Below are 21,634 nucleotides of genomic sequence, written 5' to 3' on the forward strand. Positions count from 1 at the left end.
CGCCTTATTTCCTCTTACCTTTAAGCTTATATACATATGCAAGCACTTCAGCCACAGCCTGGAACAGATCATTTGGAACGACATCTCCAATTTCTGCCCTTTGGAATAATGCCCGTGCCAGCGGTTTGTTTTCCATAGTCACGACGCCATGTTCTTTAGCCAGCTCCCGAATACGAAGTGCTACATAATCCTGCCCTTTTGCGATAATCTGAGGCGCTTCCATTTCGGAACCGTCATATTTTAGTGCAACAGCAAAGTGCGTTGGATTTGTAATAATTACATCCGCGTTAGGAACTTCCTGCATCATTCGCTGCATGGCCATTCTACGTTGACGTTCCCTGATCTTACCTTTGATTAGAGGGTCACCCTCCATTTTTTTGTATTCGTCCTTGATATCCTGCTTAGACATTTTCAGACTTTTTTCGTGCTCGTACTTCTGATACATAAAGTCTAGAAAAGCCATAACTAGCAAGGCAACCCCGATTTTCAAACCAAGATTCATCGTCAGCTTGGCTGCAAACTTAAAAATCCCCTCCGCACTGATATGCGACAGGGATGCAAAGTTCTTCTTTTCTCCCCATAATGTGCTATATACCAGATAAGAAATAATTAAAAGTTTGAAAATTGATTTCAGGAATTCTACAAACGAACGCATGGAGAAAATATTTTTGAATCCTTTTATCGGATTAATTTTACTGAATTTAGGAGTTATCCCTTCTCCCGTGACCATAAAGCCCACCTGTACCAAATTGGAAACAAGTGCCATAAAGAATGTAATTCCAAGTAATGGAGCTAGCAAAATCAATATTTGCAGTCCATACTGATTAAATAGTTCGGTTATGTTCTCAGGAGTAACGTTCAGCATCATTCGATTCTGAAATACGTCCGTGTATAGTTTCATGAAGCGTTCTTTCATAAAACCACCAAACATCATCAAACTAACTATCGCAGCTAGCAACACAACTGCACCGGACAGCTCAGCACTTTTGGCTACTTGACCCTTTTTGCGAGCATCCTGCCGTTTCTTCGGGGTTGCTTTTTCCGTCTTTTCACCGGCGAAGAGTTGAAGATCCAGTCTATAACGCTTCGTCTTAGGCATAATACTCTCCCCTTACGGTCACCTACGGACTCTTCCCCATGAGACCCAGTAAATTCTCCATGGATTCGAACATGATATCGAAGAGATTCTGAAACAGCACAGCCAGACCTGGCATCAGCACAAGAAGAAGTGCAATACCTATAATGATTTTGAGCGGAACCCCTATAACGAATACATTATATTGCGGAGCCGTTCTCGCCAAAAAGGCAAGGCCAACATCAGTCAGAAACAGCGCGGTTACTAATGGAGCCGACATTTGAAAAGCTAGTACAAACGACTGCGCAAATGTTCGGACCAGAAACTCTGACAAACTACCATCAATCATGCCTAGAAACAAATCATTATTCATAGGAACCCATTTATAGCTGTACACAATGGCATCTAGCAGATGGTGATGTCCATTCATACTCAGAAACATTAGCAGGGCTATCATATATTTGAAATTACCGAGAATAGGTGCTGACGTTCCAGTCATAGGATCAATGACGTTGGCAATACCGAAGCCAATCTGAATATCAATGAACGAACCTGCTGTCTGAATCGCCATAAACATCAAATATCCAATGAAACCTAGTAATAAACCTATTAATACCTCTCTCATAATCAGCAAAATATAACTAAAATCCTGCGGAATCGTAATCCCTGTTCCATTAGCACTAAAGACTACCAATGCTACAAAAAAAGAAATGCCTATCTTAAAAGTTGTCGGTACCCCTTGAGAAGAAAATACAGGAACGACAACAAAAAAGGCGGTAATTCGACAAAAAATAAGCAAAAAGACGGGTAAACTTTGAAGTAGGGTTTCCATGTTCATTGATTAACCAATATACATATAGAGATTTCCCAAAATTTGGCTAGTAAAGTCAATCAGCTTCGTGATGATCCACGGACCAAATAACAATAAAGCCAGTAGTACTGCGACGATTTTGGGAACAAACGCTAGCGTCTGTTCCTGAATCTGTGTCGTAGCTTGAAAAATACTGATTATTAGCCCTACCACCAGACCAAGAATCAGCATGGGAGCGCTGACTTCCAGCACCAAATATACGGCTTGGCTTGCTAGACCGATTATAAACTCCGTACTCATTCCTCATGCCTCCTCTTAAGGTCAGGTGTTAAAACTAAGAAGTAGTGATTTAATGACTAAGTACCAGCCGTCTACCAGTACAAAGAGCATAATTTTAAAAGGTAATGAAATCATGACCGGGGGAAGCATCATCATCCCCATGGCCATTAGCGTACTCGCCACAACAATATCAATAATCAGAAATGGAATGAAAATTAAGAAGCCCATTGTAAAAGCTTTTTTTAATTCACCAATTGCGAAAGCAGGCACCATCACCGTCAGTGGAATATCACTGTATGTAGCCGGTTTAGCCGATCCGGTATAACCGGTATAATTCATAAATAACAGAAGATCTTTGGAATTCGTCTGTTTAAACATAAACTCTTTCATCGGATCTGCAGCTTTATCAAAAGCCTCAGACTGAGTAATCGTCCCCTTCATATACGGCTGCAACGCCGTTTCATTAACTGTCTTCAAAGTTGGAGACATAACGAACAGGGTCAGAAATAGAGCAAGCCCTACCAGCACCTGATTTGGAGGCATGGACTGAGTACCAAGTGAGGTTCTCACAAAACCGAGCACGATTACAATTCTAGTAAAGCTGGTCATGAGAACTAGAAACGCCGGAGCAATACTCAGAACCGTAACGAGTAGTAAAATTGATATGGAACTGGTACCACCGCTTGAACCATCTTCATTACCGACCTGAATATTAACATTAGGTATAGGATCAGCATGTATCGGCCGCATCATAACTATACTAATGAACCCGAACAGCAGAATAGCAAGAATTAGCTTCTTTTTCATAAATTCCTCGACTCATCCTTAGTAGCATCATCCCGGAGTAACTCTTCCATCTTCTCTTTACGCTCTGGTGCAGAACGAAGTTTGGATTGCAGTGTCTCGTAAAAAGATGATGTTTCACTAAGCTCGATTTCCTCAGATGGAACCTCCCCACGCAGCTTAACCTTAACCTTAACCTTGGCAATAAGCGGTGTGAGAAAATTATTCTGGTTAGAGGACTGATCCTCAAATGCTGCAATGATCAAAGCTACCTCATCTGGATCAGTGACTTTATCCAAGATGGATATGTTCTCACCAATCCCGATTAAGTAAAGACTGCTTCCCAGTTCAATAACCTGCATCGACTTGTTAGGTCCCAGCCCTACTGCACCAAGTGTTCGTATGGAACGCCCGCTCATAAAGGTCTGGTTACGACGTCCAAGAAAACGGATCAGCAGCACAATAAGTACAATGATTACCGCAAGGACAATAATAACGTTAAGCAAATTCAGCAGGGTGTTATTGCTCCCGAGCGGTTCTGGATTGACGGGCATGTCTCTTTCCTACACACCCAACGTTTTGTTAATAGCTTCGATAACACGGTCTGCTTGGAAAGGCTTCACGATAAAGTCTTTCGCACCCGCTTGAATAGCATCGATAACCATAGCCTGCTGGCCCATGGCTGAACACATGATGACCTTAGCAGCCGGATCTATTTTCTTGATTTCTTTCAGGGCGGCGATTCCGTCCATTTCAGGCATAGTTATATCCATCGTGATAAGGTCCGGACGCAGTTCTTTAAATTTCTCTATAGCTTGAGAACCGTCCTGAGCTTCGCCCACTACTTCAAATCCGTTTTTCGACAAAATGTCACGGATCATCATTCTCATAAATGCTGCATCGTCCACGATTAGAATTCGGTTAGCCATTTTTACAAAATCCTCCCTAAGTATGCTTATTGTAATTTCTGAATTCGGTCCCACTGGCTGACGATATCCGTAACGCGTACGCCGAAGTTTTCATCGATAACTACGACTTCGCCTTTGGCAATAAGCTTGTTGTTAACCAAAATATCTACAGGCTCACCGGCGAGCTTGTCCAGCTCAATGATCGAGCCTTGAGACATTTCCAAAATATCTTTAATCTGCTTCTGGGTCCTCCCTAATTCTACGGTTACTCTAAGCGGTATGTCCATCAATAAATTTAAATTATTTTCATCAATATGACCAAAAGCTCCACCGTTAAGGTTAGCAAATTGTACAGGCTGTACATTTACATTGCGATTCGCTTCAGGACTAAGCGGTGGTGTCTGTCCATAAGGCATGCCTTGTGGGGGCATTCCGTAAGGTGGCATCCCAGGCATACCATACGCCGGCATTCCTGCTGGAGGATAATAATATCCGCCTTCCGGCATCCCTGGATAAGCAGGCATCCCCTGCGACGGATATGGCGGAGGTGTTTCTCCTGCAGGCTGAGAAGGTGCTACAGGAGGCGTCTCCACATGAGCTGGCTTAGCAGGAGCATCAGTTGACGTAACTGCAGTCTCTTGCGCTGCAGGGCTGACATCACCTAGAAGCATCGTTACCATATCCTTAGCAAACTGAACAGGCAAGAGTTGCATAATAGTAGAGTCTATTAAATCTCCAATTTTAAGCCGGAACGAAATACGTATTAAGGTCTCGTCATTCGGTAGGCTGCCTACTCCTTCACCGCTGGACATATTTAGAATGTCGATACCCGGAGGTGAAATATTAACAAAGCGATTGAAAATAGTGGACATTGATGTTGCAGAAGAACCCATCATTTGATTCATAGCTTCCTGCACAGCACTGATGTGAATTTCATTCAATTCTTCATCCTTAGGTTCGCCTTCACCACCGAGCATTAAATCAGCGATGACCTGTGCATCCCTAATCTTAATAACAAGTGAATTAATACCTTGAAACCCATCTACATACTCCACATGCACAGCTACATGCGGTTTAGGAAAAGCTTCTTCAAACTCCCCACGTGTAATGATGGAAACTTGAGGAGTTGTAATATCAACCTTTTTCCCCAATAAAGTGGAAAGAGCTGTCGCTGCACTACCGAATGTTATGTTCCCGATTTCACCCAAAGCATCCTGTTCGAACGGTGTTAAATAGTCATTTACCGTCTTCACCAAAGGAGCTATTGAGCCTTCCGAAGATTGTCTCAGAAGGGCGTCTATTTCTTCTTGGGATAAATAATCTTTACTCGTCAATTTCTTCAACTCCTTCACTGACAATCTCGTCTATTTGCACGGCTACCCGGTCTTTCACCATTCCGGGACTTCCGATGAACTTAAGTTTCTCCCCTACCTTAATCGAGAGTCCGGAATCTACATTCCTGTTGAGAGAGATCACGTCACCGACGCTAAGCCCAAGAAACTCAGATATGGATAGGCGCGATTCTCCAAGTTCAGCTACAATCGGTAGTTTCGCCTTATGAACTCTAGCTTTAATGGCTTCAAGTTCATCTGTATCCCTCGTCTTCTTCTCTGTAACAAACCATTGGTGAACTGATAGCCTAGACATTATAGGTTCTAGGACTACGTGCGGTATGCAAAGATTGATCATACCCGTTGTATCTCCAATTTTGGTGCTTAACGAGATTAATGCAATAGTCTCATTGGGCGATACAATTTGCATGAACTGCGGATTCGTTTCGAGCGCTTCCATGCGCGGATGAATATCCAGCACTGTCTTCCAAGCTTCCTGCAAACTCTCAAAACATCCACTGAAGATACGCTCCATGATCGTTGTTTCGATCTCAGTTAAAGCATTAATCTTAGAAGGTGCAGTCCCAAAACCTCCCAGCAATCTGTCCAGCATAGCGAAAGCGATGTTTGGATGAACTTCCATTACCATTCGACCTTCTAAAGGTTCAGCTTCGAAAATGTTCAGTATGGTCATTTTCGGAATGGAACGTATAAATTCATCATAAGGGAGCTGCTCTACTTGAACGACATTAATCTGCACGAAGGTGCGTAATTGGGCTGAAAAGTATGTTGTAAGATAGCGGGCGAAATTGTCATGTATCCTTGTAAGACTACGGATATGATCTTTAGAAAAGCGAACGGCCCGTTTAAAGTCATAAGATCGGATCTTCTTCTGAGTTTCTTCCTTTTTAAGTTCATCGGCATCCATCTCACCGGAAGAAAGTGCAGCAAGTAGAGCATCTATTTCATTTTGTGATAGTACATCAACCAATTCAATCACCCCCCTATCAAAGAATTATCAGGCCTGAAGCTACATAGAAGCCAAAAGGAATTTGGTGACTTCGATCTGAGTGATTTTGCCTTCGGTCAATGTCTTATTAATCAGGTTAACAAGTTTGCTGCTAAGCTGATCTTTGCCGTTTGCTCCATTAAGCTCCTCAGGTTTGGTATCTGCAAGCGTCTTGATAATTATCGGCTTGATTTTGATCTCTTTTATTTTTTCGAATGCTTCCTTTGATTTCGCAGAATTCAGTTGGAAGGCGAAATCTATTTGAACGATATAATCGGGATCAGCAAGATTTGTTTTGATCTCAGCGATCTCTGCCGTTAATTCGACGATTTCATCTGCAGTTAAATACTTGGTTCCCACACTTTGAACCGCAGCATTTACATCATTCGTATCTTTCGGAAAGATCTTGTCCATTAATAAAAATGCGGCTATCACGATAAGTGTAATCGCAAGTAAAATCGTAAGTAGCCACGGCAGCATCTTCTTCATGTTAGCTCCTCCATTGACTGGACTTTAATGGTGGCAGCATATGTGCCTATGTCCCTGTTATAATTCCGGATCTTCGTAATAACTTCATCAGCTTTTTCAAGCACGATCAGTCTTTTTCCGGTTACGAGCGTAATATATGTATCCGGGCTTTCTTCTACCATTTCTACCAGTAGGGCATTGATCCACATCGGTGTTCCATTTAATCTCGTTACCGATATCATAACAGGCCTCCTAACAAAAATAGGGGGAGGAGTATCTCCCCCACGACTCCGCATTAACCTTTAAAAAAGATATTATTTTATTGATAAAATTAACGCTTCAGGTTAACTACTTCCTGCAGCACTTCATCAGAAGTCGTAATGATACGAGAGTTCGCCTGGAATCCACGTTGGGATACGATCATTTCTGTAAATTCATTTGTAAGATCCACATTGGACATTTCGAGTTGACCAGAAATGATAGCGCCTGTTCCAGTTTCAGTATCATTCGCTACTATAGGAACAAGTTCGCCTGCTGCATTCGCATTAAGAGACATACGATACAGATTGCCTCCGATTTTCTCTAGACCAGCTGGGTTAGTGACCTTGGCTACACCAATTTTCACACCGCCTTCAGTCGTTCCATCTGACATAGTTTGTACAATTGTTCCATCATTAGAAATAGAGAATGCCGTTACATCATCTGCCAATTGAATGGCAGTACCGTCGGCATCAAGCACATGCAGTCCGTCAGAAGTAACAAGATTACGTGCAGCATCCACATGAAAATCTCCTGCACGAGTCAAGAAAGGTGTTTCTTGATCTTCTGAAAGCTTAACTAGAAAAAATCCATCTCCGTCAATGCGCAAATCTGTTGGGTTATTAGTGGTTTGAGCACTACCGCTTAAATGGAGTGTATCAATAGAAGCGATACTTACACCCAATCCGACTTGTTTAGCATTCACACCACCAGCACCATCATCACTTGGAGCTGTTACTCCAGAAACAGTTTGACTCATAATATCCTTAAACATAACGCGTCCAGATTTAAAGCCAATAGTATTGACATTGGCAATGTTATTACCAATTACATCGAGCTTAGTCTGAAAGCCTCTCATCCCCGAAACCCCTGAATACATAGATCTTAACATGTTTGTTGTCCTCCCAGATTATAAAGTCCTAATAACTAAGTGAATTGGGACCGCGTCAGTCGGTCAGCGGCCACCTCGGCTTTCCGTTAGGACCAGCCGTTTATGAAATCACAATGGCACTGTCTATCTGTGTAAACACATTATCTCTTATCGAATTACCATCCATAGCTGTTACAACTGTACGATTCGGAACACTTACGATAAATGCCAAGTCCTTCATTAATATCAAGGATTCTTTACTTCCTTTAGCTGCAGCTTTATCCACAGCAGAAGAAATCTGATCCAGTTGTCTGCTTCCAAGCTCTATTCCTCTTTGTTCAAGACGCTTAGCGGCATGATTGCTGAATTTTAGTAGCTTCTGTTGCAGTACGCTCTCAAAGGTTGCTTCTCCAGTCATAGTCTGCTTCGGTATCGAAGATCGCTGTAACGTTGAAGAATATAGGGACGCAGGATACAATTGGCCAATAGTTAGCCTGTCACTCATACTGTCTCCCCGCTTCCTCCGCCATTCTCCGGAGTATTACTACCTGTGCCAGAACCACTTTCTGAAGATGCATTCTGAATTTGTGTAATATCGGTTAAAGCAACTCTGTCTTTCCCCACAACCGCATATTGAATCCCCTTGCTGACAACGATTGATTCAACATTCCCTGTCTTAGGTAGATTTGTGGCGGTATCCGTCCATGTTATATCTTTGCCAATCAAGCCGGATACTGAACCAAGAGACTGATTCATGGATGTAAGCTGTGTAGAGATGTTCATCAGCTGCTCTACAGATGTAAACTGTGCCATTTGAGCAATAAATTCTTTATCTTGCATCGGTTGCATCGGATCTTGATTCTGCAGCTGGGTAATCAATATCTTCAAAAATTGATCCTTACCCAAGTCAGAATTCCCTGTAGTTTTAGTAGATTCAGGAGCTGTATAATTCCACTGGTCTTTAGTAGAAACAGGAGTCGTTGTCGTCAAAACCGTTCACCTCTCTTTCCTTAGGTTTATAAGTTTAAGCTTTAGCAGAAAAAGATCCACCTTGAGACTGATCTTCTTGCCCTGCGTTTGAAACCCAGTCTTTCCATTCACCATTTAGCTCTGCGGCTAGAACAGCGTCATTAGCTTCCTCGCGGCTTTCTTTAGAGCGTCTACCCTGCTGCCCACTCCCAGAACCAGGTTGGCGTCCTTCTTGACCCCATTGTGAATTGAGCGAGGTATTATTTTGTGTGACTTCCAATTTCTCTACCTGCAGGCCCTGAGATTGTAACGCTGCCCGAAGTTGGTTCATTTGTTGTTCCAGCATATCTTTAGCTCCAGCATGTTCAGTCATGAACTGTGCAACCAGATGGCCATTTTGCATGGTAATCTTAACATCCACTTGTCCGAGATTTTCTGGAAAGAGTGATATCGTAGCCTCAGCTATGCCGCCTTTTTGCACAATCTCCAATTTACCTGTAATGAAACCAGTCATTTCCTGTGCAAACTGCTGAACCGGTACTGGAACCTCTGCCTTCAACGGAGCTGTAATTCCTCCCCGAAGAGATAGTTGACCTGCAGTAACAACCTCATGATCCCCTTCCATAGTCGCAATCCCTGGTGTGGAGTCTTGTGAAGATTCTGCATGCTTCGTTTCTCCGGTTACACCGGTCTTGGTCAATGGTGTATTCGTAGGCTCTGCTTCAGGATCTTGGACAGTTCCTGAGGTCACAGGCGAAGTTAGGACTGCTTCATTTTTAATTGCAGCAGCTTCTCCAGTACGGTTACTTAGATTTTGAAGTGTCTTGTCCGTCGTTTTACTGTTGCTTTCAGTCACAATAGATTGTTGTACAGATACACCAGAATTTTCATCCAAACTGGAGTTCTTTCCCTTCCCCTTATTTGCATTAGAGGCGGTCTGTTCTAGTAGTGCCGTGAAATTATTTAACAAACTTATTCCCTTGTTTGCGACTTCTTCGTTTCCATTGACTGCAGCTTCCTGAATCAGAGTAACTAAACTGTGCAAATCATCTTGAACAGCAAATCGCAGCGTATCAGCGTTCTGTGCCAACGGCGACAAGCTTCCTGCCGATTCCGCTTCAGATGTAGTATCCCCCTCATTTGCATGACTCCCTGATAAAAGAGCAGATACCTGAAGGAGCCAAGCTTGCAAAGCTATCAGCATAGCAGGATCGCTATTGATGCTTTCATCCAGATTTTCAACATCCGCAGTAAGTTTCTCAAGGAGATTTGAATTCTGTGGGTCTTGTTTCCCTTGCTTTTCTCCAGTAGTCTGAACTTCCTTTAAAAGGCCTTGCAATAAAGAAGCTAGATTTCCCAATAGCGGATCAGCAGGTACCGATGTGGTATTTGCTGTATTTCCTCCCATAGTTTGCACTAATGTCTGAGCAAAAGGTACAGCAGCTGTTGTGCCAGTAGAAGTCGATGAGCTACCACTTGCCGATGTTGTATTTGCGCTCACAAGCGATTGAACAACTAAACTCATATCAATTTCACCTCCTTTCAATATTTATTTAGCGCCCATCAAACGATTAACAATCTTCGCGGTTTGCGCGCTATCATTTTTAGTCATTTCTCCCAGAATAGAAGAACGAACACTATCACTTACGGTGTTCATAATCGTTACTACTTTATCAGGGCTAATCTTATACATTTCTCCTAGTAGTGAAGCTGCATTGGCAGGAGTCATTGAACTAAAAGTTTGGTTCAACTTTTCCTTATCCAGATTTGTACTAGTTGTAGTCTTTTGTGTGGTGCCTGCCTCTTTTTTTAATCTAGATTGAAGAGCTGCAATAGCCATATCACTGGAAGAAGTAGTTTCTTTCAACTTAATCGTTACATCTGCCGCTTTTTGCGGATCCATTTTTTCTAGAATCGCAGTTTTGCTCGCTTTATTCATTGCGCTGAAGATCTGCACCATTTCTTCTGTAGTCAAATTCTCCATAATCGGTGCAGCTTTGGAAGCTTTCATGCCCGCGTACAGCTTCGCCAGATCAGCAACCTGCTTCTGATAAGGGTCTTCTGTTTCGTCCGTGCTTACCTCAGCAGTTGCAGCAGCTTCCGTCTTCATTCCCTCAATCTGCGACTCAAGCGCCTGAACCTTGGTATCCTGGGCTGTTTTTTCGTCCGTTACCTTCTTCAGGTTCTCTTCCTGCTGCACAAGCTTAGTCTTTAGTTCTTTGATCGTTGTCTCAGAGCTCGCTTCCTGCTTCTTGCTCTGCTGTTTCGGATCAGAAGGATCTGCCGGTGGATCTGGAACCCACTTTTCCAGTACAGGAATTTTATTCGCAATCTGAAACACGTTATTACGAATGTCCATATTAAAAAGCGTCAACAGGACTCCAAGCAGTACTAGCGTGAAGATAATCGGTATCATTAAAAATAAGAACCGCTCAAATTTCCCCGCTGACCCTTCATTTTCAAGTTCCATATCATTGTTAGCCACTAGCGGAAACCTCCCGGTTTAGAGGGATTTCATCGCGAAGCGGACGGTTGCTATCTCATCCAGTTCGTTTTGTTCCCGTAAAATCATACTTTGCTGAAACTGTGTCTCAGCCTTATCTTTTGCCTTTAACCATACTTTTTCATCTAATACCTTTGTGCTTAACTGATCTTGCTTCTTCAGGACTTCCTGATGTGCACTTCTAATGTCCTTATGTTTACGGACAATACATTTATCCAGATATTCTACATACTCTTGCATTTCACGAATCTTCACCATAGGTGTCTTTTGTTCTACGGCATTTTGCAAGGATAGCATGATCGCGCTCCGTTGAAAGGCGAGTTCATCCAGGCTTCTTTCCTGTGCCTGCAATTCTCCAAGTGCGCTTGAAAGCATCCATTCTGCCTGTGTCTTCTCATTACCCTTCAAGTCAACGACTTTTTGAAAAGTATAATGAAATCTCATGATACTGAATCAACTCCTTGAGAAGTGTGAAATTAAAGATTGTTGAACTTCAGCCAGCGTAACTTTTTCATTCACCTTTTGTTTTGTGAATTCCCATATACTCTCTATGTACTCCATCGACTCGTCGATCTGAGCATTGGAGCCTCTCTGATAAGCTCCGATATTAATTAAATCTTCTGAATCCTTGTAAACGGCCATTAGTCGTTTTACATTTTCTGCTGCTGCGATCTGCTCTTCTGGAGCGATATCCTTCATTACGCGGCTTATGCTGGAAAGTACATCTATCGCTGGGAAGTGTCCTTTATTAGCAATATTTCGATTGAGTACGATATGTCCGTCAAGTATCCCTCTGACAGCATCAGCAATCGGCTCATTCATGTCGTCGCCATCAACCAATACCGTATAGAAGGCTGTTATTGAGCCCGAAGGGCCAGTACCAGCACGTTCCAGCAGTTTGGGTAAGCTTGCAAACACCGATGGTGTATAACCTCGCATAGCTGGAGGCTCCCCGACTGCAAGTCCAACTTCACGTTGAGCCATAGCATAACGTGTGACCGAATCCATCATGAGCATCACATTAAGTCCTCGATCACGGAAATACTCAGCAATCGTCGTAGCAATAAGTGCTCCCTTAATTCGAATTAATGCTGGTTGATCAGATGTAGCAACAATAACGACTGAACGCTGCAAACCCTCAGGTCCCAAATCGCGTTCTATGAAATCCAATACTTCCCTGCCACGCTCCCCAATCAGAGCAATAACATTAACGTCCGCTGATGTATTACGTGCAATCATTCCCATGAGCGTACTTTTTCCGACCCCCGAGCCAGCGAAAATCCCTACCCGCTGGCCTTTACCGATAGTTAACAAGCCGTCTATCGCTCTTACTCCGATGCTAATAGGTTCTTGCACTCGCGGTCTATTGAGTGGATTCGACGGAATGTTAAAGGTCGAACTATGTGGCATTCGAGCCGGGATTAGGGAACCATCAAGTGGTTGTCCTAGACCATCCAGTACCTTACCCAGCAATTCTGACCCTACCTGCACACTAAGCGGCTTACCTGTACCCACTACATCACAGCCAGGTCCAATAGCCTGCAGTTCTCCAAGCGGCATTAATAGCACCTTGTTGTCTCGGAAACCAACGACCTCAGCTTGCAGCGGCTTATTTCCTTTGGAAGGATAGATATAGCATACATCACCAATGCTAGCATCAGGTCCTTCCGATTCAACCATAAGGCCGATAACCTGCGTCACTTTCCCATTGATCCTAACCGGATCGAGATTACGAAGTTGCTCCTTATAACGGCTACTATCAAGCATCTTCTTCCCCATTTCTCTGCTCATCAGTGTCCAGCGCGATTCTAACCAGCTCTTTTTTGATTTCTGCAAGCTGAGTATCGATTCGAGCATCTATGCTGCCAAAGGAGGAGCGGATTACACAACCTTGATCTTTCACGGTCGAGTCAGGCAAGATTTGTAGTTCAGCCTGCGAGTCAACCACTAATGATAATTCTTCCCTCGCTGCGTTTACAAAAGCGAACAGTGCAGGAGATACACAGAGTGAGATCAAACCCTGCTCTCGTTTGCGGGCCAAATTTTTCCGAATCAAATCCATTGCAAATTGCGGTTCTACCGTTAACTGTCTATCCACAATTTTCTCAGCAATATCACAACTTAGTTCTACTAAAAAAGGTTCAGCTTCCTGAATAATGACATCTCTTGCCTTATATGCCTCATTCAAAACAGCACGCGCTTCTTCCATCATCGCTGCAACTTTGAGCTGCATCTCTTGTTCAGCTTGAGATACACCTTCCTGATACCCATGCTGATAAGCATCTGCTTTGACGGCCTCTACCAGATGTTCATCCTGCTCACGGCGTTGTTTCCACCACTCTTCAGCCTCCGCTTTTGAGGATTCAACAATCTGTTCCGCTTCTAGAGATGCATTCCGAACCTGCTCTTCAGCAAATTCCTGGGCGTCCTTAAGCATTTGCTTACGTGCCACTTCTGCTTCTTCACGTGCGGGATCATGATAGTGAGTCTCGCTTACAGTCTCCTCTGGAACGGGCTCCTCAGTTAGGCCCGCATATTGCCGGGCCTGCTCCAATCTTTTGAGTACATCTACTGGAACATACTGAGAATGCTTAATCAGCTTAGACAATGATGTCATCTCCTCCGCCACGAGCGATGATAATTTCTCCAGACTCTTCGAGTCTGCGGATCGTGCCTACAATACGCGTTTGTGCTTCTTCTACATCACGCAACCGCACTGGGCCCATGTACTCCATTTCTTCTCGGAATGTCTCTGCCATACGTTTGGACATATTCCGGAAAATAACATCTCGTACTTCTTCGCTTGCAACTTTAAGGGCAAGCTGCAGATCCGCATTATCAATATCACGAATAATACGCTGAATCGAACGATTGTCCACATTGACTATATCCTCGAAGACGAACATCCGCTTCTTGATCTCTTCGGCAAGCTCTGGATCTTGAATTTCGAGGGAATCCAGAATTGTGCGCTCTGTCCCCCGGTCAACTCCATTCAAGATTTGCACGATCGATTCGATACCGCCAGCATTTGTATAATCCTGAGTTACAGTAGCAGAAAGCTTCTGCTCTAGTACTCGTTCAATTTGTGTAATGACCTCCGGAGAGGTACTGTCCATTACAGCAATTCTTCTAGCCACCTCCGCCTGCTTCTCTTGAGGTAGCGAGGAGAGAATAGCTGCGGATTGTTCGAATTGTAGATAAGACAATACAAGTGCGATAGTCTGGACATTCTCATTCTGGATAAAGTTCAAAATCTGGTTAGGATCAGCTTTGCGTGCAAAATCGAAGGGTCTTACCTGCAAAGTTGCGGTCAGACGATTAATGACCTCCATGGCTTTTGCTGAACCAAGCGCTTTCTCCAGAATCTCTTTGGCGTAGTTAATACCGCCTTGTGATATATATTCTTGGGCAAGGCATATCTGATGGAACTCAGACATGATCGACTCTTTTTCACTGCTGTCCACTTTACGGACATTGGCAATTTCGAGAGTCAGTTGTTCAATCTCCTCGTCTCTTAAATGTTTAAATATTTGCGCCGATACCTCGGGCCCTAGTGTGATAAGCAGGATCGCGGCCTTTTGACGACCACTTAGCCCCTGCTGACTAGCCTTTGCCATTAGTTCACCTCTGTTCGTCTGCAAGCCATGTACGCAGCAGATTTACGAATTCGTCTGGCTTTTTCTTTGCCAAACTTTCCAATTGCTTACGAACTTGACTGTCATTCGTCAAACTCTCCAAATTAATAGATGGAAATTCGGTAGGAACCTGCAATGGAATGTCTTCATCTTCCTCTTCCACAGTCTTCTTACGACTCCGGTAGATCAGATATCCTCCACCTGCTCCAACCAGCAACGCAGCTGCTCCGATTGCCCATAACATCCATGTGGCGAGACCACCTGGTGTAGTGTTGGCAGCGGTACCGCCAAATTGTTGAGAATACACCGAAACCTTTTTGGTTAAATCAGCGTCTGTATATGTAATACCTGAATCTGCAAGAGAAGCACGAACAATATTTACCAAAATGTTTTGAATTGCTGCTGATGTAGCATCATCCAAAGTATTTTTTCCTGTAGGTGGTTCAACCGCAACATTTATGGTTAAATCTTTAACAGTAAAAGGACTAGCGATGACATCCTTTGTGATTCGGTTAACTTCATAATTCCTCGTTTCAGAAGATTCCTCCGAGGTAGAAGTATCCGTACCAGCTTGCGAAGGATAGCCCGTTACATCTTGTGAACCAGTGCCTGCCACTCCGCCAGTTGTATTTCCTTGGCCGGAATACGAATTACTGATGATTTGTGAACTGATCTCAATCCCCTTCATGTTCTCTGTATCCACAGGGGTTACGAGATCCTCTTTCCGGTTTTCCTTGTCAAAGTTTAGCTTCGAAAATACAAGAACATCAACTTTATCTGGACCCGTAAGAGTGCTAAGGAATTGTTTCACATCTTTCTTTACTTCTTCTTCGAATTTCTTCTGAAGAGCGAAGTTCTCTTCGACCTGGCTAGAAACTCCTGCTTGTCCACCTTTGGCCGTTGGCATTAACTCGACTTCATTATTAGCAATCGTAATGTTATCGATTGGTAGATTAGGAACCGCAGTCTTCACAAGGTTAAAATACCCATCTATATTATCTTGACTGGGTCTGAACCCTGGATTAAATGAAAGCACTACAGATGCAGATGCTTGCTCCTGATCAGCTTGAGAGGCAAAAACTGTCTCTTTAGGAAGATTAATTAGCACTTTAGCATCCTTAATTCCTTGCATACTTCTCATTAACTGTTCTACTTCGCCGTTTAATGCATTATTATACTTCACATTAAACTCACTATCTGTCGTTCCTATCATTGACGAATTATCATTAAAGACTTTATAACCGATTGAGCCTCCCTGGACAATCCCCTGAGAACCGATATCCACCTTAATTCGAGCCGCTTCTGTGCTAGGCACAGAGATACTCTTTCCATCTTGGCTTAATCGGTATGAAACACCTGCTGAATCCAAGTAAGTCATTACTCCAGCCGAATCCGTGCTGTCCAAATCTTGAAACGCTACTTCATATTCTGTCTTTGAAAGCTGCATGGTTAATACTACAATTATTATTAGAATGATAAACAATGTTGAAAAGAATAAAATCTTCTGTTTACCACTAAATCTGTTCCAATACAGGGTAACCTTCTCCCGATATTGGGCAAATCTTTCATTCACAGTGTCACCCCATCCGGAACTAGCTAGGATTTAATTAAATCTGAGTTCTCATAATTTCTTGATAGGCTTCTATCACTTTGTTCCGGACTTGTGTAGTCAACTGCAAACTCAGTAAAGCCTGTTGGGAAGAAATCATCACTTCGTCTATATTCACTTCTCCCAATATAAATTTATTACTCATATCCTTAGCATGTTGTTCCTGGTCTGCCACTTTATTAAGTGCATTCTCTAGATAAGAGCCAAAGCTCTCCATGGAATTAGCAGGAGTGGATGAAACTTCGGCAGATGTTGGTTTCATGGCAAGCTGCTGAACAGCTTGAACCCCATTAGTGATATTCTGTATCAACTGTTTCCCTCCTAAAAGTTTTGTAAGCATATGCTTCCTAGATTTATTTCGTACAAAACTCACTTCGGAAGCGTTACTTGTGTTAATTACGTTTTAACGGCCAATTTCAAGCGCTTTACTTACCATAGCTTTAGATGCGTTTAGCATCGTTACATTGGCTTCATAAGAACGAGATGCAGATAACATATCAACCATTTCTTTGGTAATATCTACATTTGGCATATAGACATAACCTTCAGCATCCGCATCAGGATGGCTCGGATTGTATACTGGCTTTAACGGTGAAGCATCTTCTATGATGGACTGCACCTTAACACCTTCACTACTACTACCGTTCATTTTCGAATTTAGTATATTCGAGAACTTATTACTTTCGGACGCTTCCATAACAACAAGTTTACGACGGTATGGAACTGCTTTGCCATCAACCACCGACGCTCTTGTAGTTTCCGCATTAGCCACGTTGGAGGAAATCACATCCATCCGCAACCGTTGAGCTGTTAATGCTGATGCGCTTATCCCAAAACTACTACCAAAGTTCATGCCATCTTATCCTCCTTGAATTACAGTTCGCATCATCGAAATCTGACTGTTCATCTGTTCGATATAAGAACTATACCTGAGTTGGTTCTCAGCGCTTAACGCCATTTCCCGATCTACATCCACATTGTTGTCGTTATTGTTCATTGAGGTAGTTTCATCCGTACTAACGACAGCAGCTGGTACAATTCTGTTGGTACCAAATTGAAAATGTCGGGAGTCCGTTACCTTCGCGCTAAGTGTAGGTTTTATTCCACTTTCCTGTTGTTGAAGGAAACTTTCGAATGAAACATCAGAACGTTTGAAGTTTGGTGTATCTTCGTTAGCTACGTTATTTGCTAGAACACTTTGTCGTTTATTGGCAGCATCAATGCCTCCCTGCAATCGTTGAAAACTGACACTATTCAGCAATCCCAAGATAATTCCTCCTTTCAAAGCTATCATAATGAATTGAATTCCACAACTTCTCTTAAAAAAAACTGCTTGATTTCGACAAATAAAGCACAAAAACCCTCTATTTATCAATTTTCTCGTCGAAGCTTGTCGCAATGTATAACTTTATTAGTTTTTTCACATACATTGATTTTCATTTAATTTGTATATTATTACAATAAGAAATAAGCCCTATCTTTTAAAAAAAGACAGGGCTTTTAGCACTTTATTGCTATTTTTTTCCTTTTTTATCTCAAAATTATCTTTTTAATTGCATGTTTTTACATTTTTTTACCTTTTAATGACACTAAATTGTAATTTTCTAATTCGTTATGCCCAAATTCCAATGAGCAAGATTTGTCGCATTAAAGAATATACTGGCTTAAATCACGATCCTGTGCGATACTTGCCAATTTCTCACGCACATACTCCGGTGTGATAACCATAGTGTCCAAAGTCAGTTCAGGAGCTTCAAAAGATAGATCCTCCAAAAGCTTCTCCAAAATGGTATGAAGTCGCCGAGCACCTATGTTCTCCATATTTTGATTCACTGAAGCAGCTATTTTGGCGATTTCATAAATAGCATCCTTCTGGAATTCCACTTCAATGTTCTCTGTCTTTAGCAAATTAACGTATTGTTTCGTCAAAGCGTTCTCTGGCTCCGTTAAAATGGATACAAAATCCTCCAGTGTCAGACTGCTTAGTTCTACTCGAATCGGAAACCGCCCCTGTAGCTCAGGAATAAGATCAGAAGGTTTGGCAATATGAAAAGCCCCTGCAGCCATGAAGAGCACATAATCCGTCTTCACAGGTCCGTACTTCGTCATAATTGTAGATCCTTCTACTATAGGAAGGATATCTCTCTGCACACCTTCACGTGACACATCCGGACCAGAACCCTTCCCTTGACTTGCAACCTTATCGATCTCATCGATAAAAATAATACCCGATTGTTCTGCCCGAGTCACAGATTCCTGAATCACATCGTCCATATCAATCAGTTTGGCCGCTTCATCCTGAATCAGCACTTTACGCGCCTCACGAATAGGAAGCTTGCGCTTCTTCGTCCGCTTTGGAAGCAAACTACCAAACATTTCTTGCATATTCATACCCATCTGGTCGTTCCCTTGCCCGGCAAACATATCCATCATAGATGGCGCAGTATCCTCAACATCTATTTCAATGATATCGTCTTCCAATTGACCAGCGAGCAGCTTAAATCTAACCCCGCGGCGGCGTTCACTTAAGCTTCCATCCGGCTCGGAATCTTCTTTTGAATCCTCTTGACCAGAATTCCCGCCAAAAATCATCTCAAAAGGATTCTTCTGAGATTTATTTTTTGAAGACGAAGGCACTAAAATAGAGACAATCCGCTCGTTAGCCAGTTCTTCTGCACGATCCTTCACCTTTTCCGTACGTTCCAGCTTCACCATACGAATTGAGGTCTCTACCAGATCACGAACCATAGACTCCACATCTCGCCCCACATAACCCACCTCAGTGAATTTAGTTGCCTCCACTTTGATGAACGGAGCATTGACAAGCTTTGCTAGACGCCGGGCAATCTCTGTTTTCCCTACACCGGTAGGTCCGATCATCAAGATGTTCTTAGGAACGACTTCATCACGCAGTTCCTCAGCTAGCAGACTGCGCCGATAACGATTACGAAGCGCAACAGCTACCGATTTCTTAGCTTGTTTCTGACCTACAATATATTTATCCAATTCGGCTACGATTTGACGGGGTGTTAGCGATTGATTCACCATCGTGAATTCCTCCTTGTCTCTATGACACTGAGCCTATAATTGCTCAACAATAATATTGGAGTTAGTATACACACATATTTCAGATGCAATTTGAAGAGCTTCTCTAGCAATATCCGCAGCGGCAAGATTTGGAGCATGACGTTTGAGGGCTCGACCCGAAGCAAGCGCAAAATTACCACCGGAACCAATAGCAAGCACATCATCATCCGGCTCGATAATTTCACCATTTCCGGAGATCAAGAGCATTCCTTCCTTATCCATCACAATCATCAATGCCTCAAGTTTACGAAGAATACGATCTTGACGCCAATCTTTCGCTAATTCTACGGCTGCCCGTTGCAGGTTTCCATGGTGCTCCTCCAGCTTGCCTTCGAATTTTTCAAACAAGGTGATAGCATCCGCTACTGATCCTGCGAACCCTGCTATTACTTGTCCCCTGTATAAACGACGAACTTTTCTGGCCGTCGTCTTCATGATTACACTCTCTCCGAATGTAACCTGACCATCACCTGCTATAGCTGCCTGTCCGTTATGTCTTACAGCACAAATTGTAGTCGCATGAAAGCTCGGTACCATGATTGTAGTTACCTCCTTAAGATGGGCTTTGTTCAAATATAAGAAAGTATAAGTTTCACGTTATACATTAGCCTTATATTTCTCGCTTAAACGCTTACCGTCCTTATAAGGACGCCGAGGGCGTTTATGCTTGGTTATCGATAGCTTCCGGCTCTACATAAGCGAGGCCAGTACGATTGGCGTACTCAGCAAGACTGTCTAGTGCACGATGAGCTAGCAGCTCATTTTTTTCTTTCTTATTACGAATCTTCTTCTCCACCTTCGGCAAAAGACCGAAATTGGCATTCATAGGTTGAAAATGCTCTGGATCGGCGGAAGTAATATAAGCTGGCATACTGCCAAGAACCGTATCTTGTGGGAAGACCAACCCCTCTTGACCGAGTGCTGCCCTAGCAGCGTTGATTCCGGCTATAAGACCTGAAGCCGCTGATTCCACATAACCCTCCACACCGGTCATTTGGCCAGCAAAGAACAGCCTTTCCTTGCCCTTCATCTGATAAGTAGGATGCAAGAGTTTAGGAGAATTAATAAAGGTATTTCTGTGCATTACACCATACCGAACGTATTCAGCGTTCTCAAGACCGGGGATCAGCGAGAACACACGCTTCTGCTCGCCCCATTTCAAATGCGTTTGAAAGCCAACAAGATTGTAAAGCGTTCCGGCAGCGTTATCCTGACGAAGCTGTACTACTGCGTATGGAAGCTTTCCTGTGTGCGGATTAATAAGTCCCACAGGCTTCATCGGACCGAATAACGCGGTTTGCTTACCGCGCTTCATCATGATTTCGATAGGCATACAGCCCTCAAAGTATATCTCTTTCTCAAAATCCTTGAGCGCCGCCGTCTCTGCAGAAATCAACGCATCATAAAACACGTCAAACTCCTCTTCAGTCATTGGACAGTTCAGATATGCCGCTTCTCCTTTATCATAACGGGAAGCAAGATACACTTTATTCATATCAATGCTGTCCTTCTCAACAATCGGTGCAGCAGCATCATAAAAATAGAAATACTCCTCACCTAATAGACCCTTAATTTCAGCGGATAATGCCGGTGAGGTAAGTGGGCCTGTTGCAATAACAACAATCCCTTCCTCCGGTATATGCGTAAGTTCTTCATTTATGACTTCCACGAGTGGATGATTGTGCAATGTATTGGTGATCTCTCCCGAGAAACCGTCCCGATCCACGGCAAGTGCGCCACCAGCAGGTACAGCGTGGCGGTCAGCTGCACCTAGTACAAGTGAGTTTAAACGTCGCATTTCTTCTTTTAATACACCAACAGCATTGCCTAAACCATTCGCCCGCAAGGAGTTGCTGCATACTAATTCTGCGAATTGATTTGTGTGGTGTGCTGGCGTCTTCACCACAGGTCTCATTTCATACAATCTTACTGGTACTCCTAAAGATGCTATTTGCCAGGCCGCTTCACTTCCTGCGAGACCTGCTCCAATTACTGTTACTTTTGCTGTATCTGTCACTATCTTCTTTCCTCCTGTAGA

26 protein-coding genes are annotated in these 21,634 nt (G+C 43.1%); all 26 read right to left on the reverse strand.

Annotated features, from left to right (window positions below):
• Positions 1-4 precede the first annotated feature (4 nt).
• The 26 genes from flhB to trmFO all read right to left on the reverse strand — a co-directional run bounded on the left by flhB (position 5) and on the right by trmFO (position 21,613).
• Positions 5-1,099, reverse strand: a complete 1,095-nt coding sequence (gene flhB, locus MHH52_RS17840; RefSeq protein WP_340003848.1) for a flagellar biosynthesis protein FlhB — start codon at positions 1,097-1,099, stop codon at positions 5-7.
• A 22-nt stretch (positions 1,100-1,121) separates the two neighbouring features.
• Positions 1,122-1,907, reverse strand: coding sequence for a flagellar biosynthetic protein FliR (fliR, locus tag MHH52_RS17845; protein WP_340009719.1), 786 nt, complete (start codon positions 1,905-1,907; stop codon positions 1,122-1,124).
• A 9-nt stretch (positions 1,908-1,916) separates the two neighbouring features.
• Positions 1,917-2,186, reverse strand: coding sequence for a flagellar biosynthesis protein FliQ (gene fliQ / locus MHH52_RS17850; protein ID WP_036688516.1), 270 nt, complete (start codon positions 2,184-2,186; stop codon positions 1,917-1,919).
• A 21-nt stretch (positions 2,187-2,207) separates the two neighbouring features.
• Entirely contained in the window at positions 2,208-2,972 is a 765-nt protein-coding gene (fliP, locus tag MHH52_RS17855) for a flagellar type III secretion system pore protein FliP (RefSeq protein WP_340003849.1), read from the reverse strand.
• Positions 2,969-3,502, reverse strand: a complete 534-nt coding sequence (locus tag MHH52_RS17860; RefSeq protein WP_340003850.1) for a flagellar biosynthetic protein FliO — start codon at positions 3,500-3,502, stop codon at positions 2,969-2,971. Before MHH52_RS17860 ends, fliP begins: the two co-directional genes overlap by 4 nt.
• A 9-nt stretch (positions 3,503-3,511) precedes the next feature.
• Positions 3,512-3,877: a response regulator gene (locus MHH52_RS17865; protein ID WP_340003851.1), complete on the reverse strand. Its 366-nt coding sequence runs from the start codon at positions 3,875-3,877 to the stop codon at positions 3,512-3,514.
• Positions 3,878-3,903: 26 nt separating this feature from the next.
• Positions 3,904-5,190, reverse strand: coding sequence for a flagellar motor switch phosphatase FliY (fliY, locus tag MHH52_RS17870; protein WP_340003852.1), 1,287 nt, complete (start codon positions 5,188-5,190; stop codon positions 3,904-3,906).
• The gene (gene fliM / locus MHH52_RS17875) at positions 5,180-6,178 is read right to left on the reverse strand and encodes a flagellar motor switch protein FliM (RefSeq protein WP_340003853.1); all 999 of its coding nucleotides are present in this window, start codon (positions 6,176-6,178) and stop codon (positions 5,180-5,182) included. The genes fliY and fliM overlap by 11 nt, the downstream gene beginning before the upstream one ends.
• Positions 6,179-6,217: 39 nt before the next feature.
• A complete protein-coding gene (locus MHH52_RS17880; protein WP_340003854.1) occupies positions 6,218-6,685 on the reverse strand; it encodes a flagellar basal body-associated FliL family protein in 468 nt (155 codons plus the stop codon).
• The gene (locus MHH52_RS17885) at positions 6,682-6,906 is read right to left on the reverse strand and encodes a flagellar FlbD family protein (protein ID WP_340003855.1); all 225 of its coding nucleotides are present in this window, start codon (positions 6,904-6,906) and stop codon (positions 6,682-6,684) included. The genes MHH52_RS17880 and MHH52_RS17885 overlap by 4 nt, the downstream gene beginning before the upstream one ends.
• An 89-nt stretch (positions 6,907-6,995) precedes the next feature.
• Positions 6,996-7,814, reverse strand: coding sequence for a flagellar basal body rod protein FlgG (flgG, locus tag MHH52_RS17890; protein WP_340003856.1), 819 nt, complete (start codon positions 7,812-7,814; stop codon positions 6,996-6,998).
• A gap of 100 nt (positions 7,815-7,914) precedes the next feature.
• The gene (locus MHH52_RS17895) at positions 7,915-8,298 is read right to left on the reverse strand and encodes a TIGR02530 family flagellar biosynthesis protein (protein ID WP_340003857.1); all 384 of its coding nucleotides are present in this window, start codon (positions 8,296-8,298) and stop codon (positions 7,915-7,917) included.
• Complete coding sequence (locus MHH52_RS17900; RefSeq protein ID WP_340003858.1) at positions 8,295-8,783, reverse strand: flagellar hook capping FlgD N-terminal domain-containing protein; 489 nt, start codon at positions 8,781-8,783, stop codon at positions 8,295-8,297. Before MHH52_RS17900 ends, MHH52_RS17895 begins: the two co-directional genes overlap by 4 nt.
• Positions 8,784-8,817: 34 nt before the next feature.
• Entirely contained in the window at positions 8,818-10,287 is a 1,470-nt protein-coding gene (locus tag MHH52_RS17905) for a flagellar hook-length control protein FliK (protein WP_340003859.1), read from the reverse strand.
• Between the two features lie 24 nt (positions 10,288-10,311).
• Positions 10,312-11,247, reverse strand: a complete 936-nt coding sequence (locus MHH52_RS17910; RefSeq protein ID WP_340003860.1) for a kinesin — start codon at positions 11,245-11,247, stop codon at positions 10,312-10,314.
• A gap of 18 nt (positions 11,248-11,265) precedes the next feature.
• Positions 11,266-11,709, reverse strand: coding sequence for a flagellar export protein FliJ (gene fliJ / locus MHH52_RS17915; protein WP_340003861.1), 444 nt, complete (start codon positions 11,707-11,709; stop codon positions 11,266-11,268).
• A 9-nt stretch (positions 11,710-11,718) separates the two neighbouring features.
• A complete protein-coding gene (gene fliI / locus MHH52_RS17920; RefSeq protein ID WP_340003862.1) occupies positions 11,719-13,044 on the reverse strand; it encodes a flagellar protein export ATPase FliI in 1,326 nt (441 codons plus the stop codon).
• Entirely contained in the window at positions 13,025-13,873 is an 849-nt protein-coding gene (locus MHH52_RS17925; RefSeq protein WP_340003863.1) for a FliH/SctL family protein, read from the reverse strand. The genes fliI and MHH52_RS17925 overlap by 20 nt, the downstream gene beginning before the upstream one ends.
• Positions 13,866-14,882: a flagellar motor switch protein FliG gene (gene fliG / locus MHH52_RS17930; protein WP_340003864.1), complete on the reverse strand. Its 1,017-nt coding sequence runs from the start codon at positions 14,880-14,882 to the stop codon at positions 13,866-13,868. The genes MHH52_RS17925 and fliG overlap by 8 nt, the downstream gene beginning before the upstream one ends.
• A 4-nt stretch (positions 14,883-14,886) precedes the next feature.
• The gene (fliF, locus tag MHH52_RS17935; RefSeq protein ID WP_340003865.1) at positions 14,887-16,473 is read right to left on the reverse strand and encodes a flagellar basal-body MS-ring/collar protein FliF; all 1,587 of its coding nucleotides are present in this window, start codon (positions 16,471-16,473) and stop codon (positions 14,887-14,889) included.
• A 34-nt stretch (positions 16,474-16,507) separates the two neighbouring features.
• The gene (gene fliE, locus MHH52_RS17940) at positions 16,508-16,819 is read right to left on the reverse strand and encodes a flagellar hook-basal body complex protein FliE (protein ID WP_313641382.1); all 312 of its coding nucleotides are present in this window, start codon (positions 16,817-16,819) and stop codon (positions 16,508-16,510) included.
• A gap of 93 nt (positions 16,820-16,912) precedes the next feature.
• Entirely contained in the window at positions 16,913-17,362 is a 450-nt protein-coding gene (gene flgC / locus MHH52_RS17945; RefSeq protein WP_340003866.1) for a flagellar basal body rod protein FlgC, read from the reverse strand.
• 6 nt (positions 17,363-17,368) lie between these two features.
• Positions 17,369-17,776 carry a flagellar basal body rod protein FlgB gene (gene flgB / locus MHH52_RS17950; RefSeq protein ID WP_340003867.1) on the reverse strand — a complete coding sequence of 136 codons (408 nt, stop codon included), beginning with the start codon at positions 17,774-17,776 and terminating at the stop codon, positions 17,369-17,371.
• Positions 17,777-18,156: 380 nt separating this feature from the next.
• Positions 18,157-19,557 carry an ATP-dependent protease ATPase subunit HslU gene (gene hslU, locus MHH52_RS17955; RefSeq protein ID WP_340003868.1) on the reverse strand — a complete coding sequence of 467 codons (1,401 nt, stop codon included), beginning with the start codon at positions 19,555-19,557 and terminating at the stop codon, positions 18,157-18,159.
• A gap of 33 nt (positions 19,558-19,590) precedes the next feature.
• Entirely contained in the window at positions 19,591-20,133 is a 543-nt protein-coding gene (gene hslV, locus MHH52_RS17960; RefSeq protein ID WP_042189455.1) for an ATP-dependent protease subunit HslV, read from the reverse strand.
• 124 nt (positions 20,134-20,257) lie between these two features.
• Positions 20,258-21,613, reverse strand: a complete 1,356-nt coding sequence (gene trmFO, locus MHH52_RS17965) for an FADH(2)-oxidizing methylenetetrahydrofolate--tRNA-(uracil(54)-C(5))-methyltransferase TrmFO (RefSeq protein ID WP_340003869.1) — start codon at positions 21,611-21,613, stop codon at positions 20,258-20,260.
• Positions 21,614-21,634 lie beyond the last annotated feature (21 nt).

The organism is Paenibacillus sp. FSL K6-0276 (assembly GCF_037977235.1).
Classification (GTDB): domain Bacteria; phylum Bacillota; class Bacilli; order Paenibacillales; family Paenibacillaceae; genus Paenibacillus_AQ.

Coding starts and splice junctions, on each gene's coding strand:
- flhB (WP_340003848.1), bottom strand. CDS start 1,099: ATGCCTAAGACGAAGCGTTATAGACTGGATCTTCAACTCTTCGCCGGT.
- fliR (WP_340009719.1), bottom strand. CDS start 1,907: ATGGAAACCCTACTTCAAAGTTTACCCGTCTTTTTGCTTATTTTTTGT.
- fliQ (WP_036688516.1), bottom strand. CDS start 2,186: ATGAGTACGGAGTTTATAATCGGTCTAGCAAGCCAAGCCGTATATTTG.
- fliP (WP_340003849.1), bottom strand. CDS start 2,972: ATGAAAAAGAAGCTAATTCTTGCTATTCTGCTGTTCGGGTTCATTAGT.
- MHH52_RS17860 (WP_340003850.1), bottom strand. CDS start 3,502: ATGCCCGTCAATCCAGAACCGCTCGGGAGCAATAACACCCTGCTGAAT.
- MHH52_RS17865 (WP_340003851.1), bottom strand. CDS start 3,877: ATGGCTAACCGAATTCTAATCGTGGACGATGCAGCATTTATGAGAATG.
- MHH52_RS17880 (WP_340003854.1), bottom strand. CDS start 6,685: ATGAAGAAGATGCTGCCGTGGCTACTTACGATTTTACTTGCGATTACA.
- MHH52_RS17885 (WP_340003855.1), bottom strand. CDS start 6,906: ATGATATCGGTAACGAGATTAAATGGAACACCGATGTGGATCAATGCC.
- flgG (WP_340003856.1), bottom strand. CDS start 7,814: ATGTTAAGATCTATGTATTCAGGGGTTTCGGGGATGAGAGGCTTTCAG.
- MHH52_RS17895 (WP_340003857.1), bottom strand. CDS start 8,298: ATGAGTGACAGGCTAACTATTGGCCAATTGTATCCTGCGTCCCTATAT.
- MHH52_RS17905 (WP_340003859.1), bottom strand. CDS start 10,287: ATGAGTTTAGTTGTTCAATCGCTTGTGAGCGCAAATACAACATCGGCA.
- fliJ (WP_340003861.1), bottom strand. CDS start 11,709: ATGAGATTTCATTATACTTTTCAAAAAGTCGTTGACTTGAAGGGTAAT.
- fliI (WP_340003862.1), bottom strand. CDS start 13,044: ATGGGGAAGAAGATGCTTGATAGTAGCCGTTATAAGGAGCAACTTCGT.
- fliG (WP_340003864.1), bottom strand. CDS start 14,882: ATGGCAAAGGCTAGTCAGCAGGGGCTAAGTGGTCGTCAAAAGGCCGCG.
- flgC (WP_340003866.1), bottom strand. CDS start 17,362: ATGAACTTTGGTAGTAGTTTTGGGATAAGCGCATCAGCATTAACAGCT.
- hslU (WP_340003868.1), bottom strand. CDS start 19,557: ATGGTGAATCAATCGCTAACACCCCGTCAAATCGTAGCCGAATTGGAT.
- hslV (WP_042189455.1), bottom strand. CDS start 20,133: ATGGTACCGAGCTTTCATGCGACTACAATTTGTGCTGTAAGACATAAC.